Consider the following 776-nt stretch of genomic DNA (forward strand, 5'->3'; position numbering starts at 1 on the left):
TCGGCGTGTAGCGCTGGCCCCATTCGCCTTGCTCGAAGGCGACCAGCTCGGCCTGCGCGGCCTCCACCGTGGGCGCTGTGTACACGGGCTTAAGCGCGGCCGCCACTGCCCGCCGGTCCCTCCAGCTCGCGTAGTCCAGGCTGTTGCGAATCAGGTGCACGATGCAGGTCTGCAGGGTGGTGGCCGGGAACACCGCATTCAGGGCCGCCTCCATGCCCTTCAGACCATCGGTGACGGCGATCAGGATGTCCTGCGTGCCCCGCGTCTTGAGGTCGTTGAACACCTTCATCCAGAACTTCGCGCCTTCGGTGCTCTCGATCCACAGGCCCAGGATGTCCCGCGTGCCGTCGGGCAGCACGCCCAGGGCCAGGTAGACGGCCTTGTTACGCACCACTCCGTCCTCGCGCATCTTCACGCGCAGCGCGTCGAAGAACACCACCGGGTACAGCGCCTCCAGCGGGCGCGCCTGCCAGGCGGTGACTTCCTCCATCACCGCATCGGTCACCGAGCTGATGAACTCGGGCGAGACCTCGGTACCGTACTGCTCGGCCAGGAACGCCTGGATCTCGCGCACGGTCATGCCGCGCGCGTACATGGCGATGATCTTGTCGTCGAAACCGGTGAAACGCCGCTCGTGCTTGGGGATCAGGATCGGGGCGAAGCTGCCGTCACGGTCGCGCGGGATGTCCACCCGCAACGGGCCGTCCTCGGTGAGCACGGTCTTGGCGCTCTTACCGTTGCGCTGGTTGCTCGTCTGCGCTGGGCGCTCACCGCCG

At 67.1% G+C, this 776-nt stretch carries 1 protein-coding gene; it reads right to left on the minus strand.

Going from position 1 to position 776, the window contains the following annotated elements:
- Positions 1 to 776, minus strand: a 776-nt coding sequence (locus PI87_RS09065; protein WP_039597400.1) for an IS256 family transposase, incomplete at both ends; no start/stop codon positions are given.

This window comes from Ralstonia sp. A12 (assembly GCF_000801955.1).
Lineage (GTDB): Bacteria > Pseudomonadota > Gammaproteobacteria > Burkholderiales > Burkholderiaceae > Ralstonia.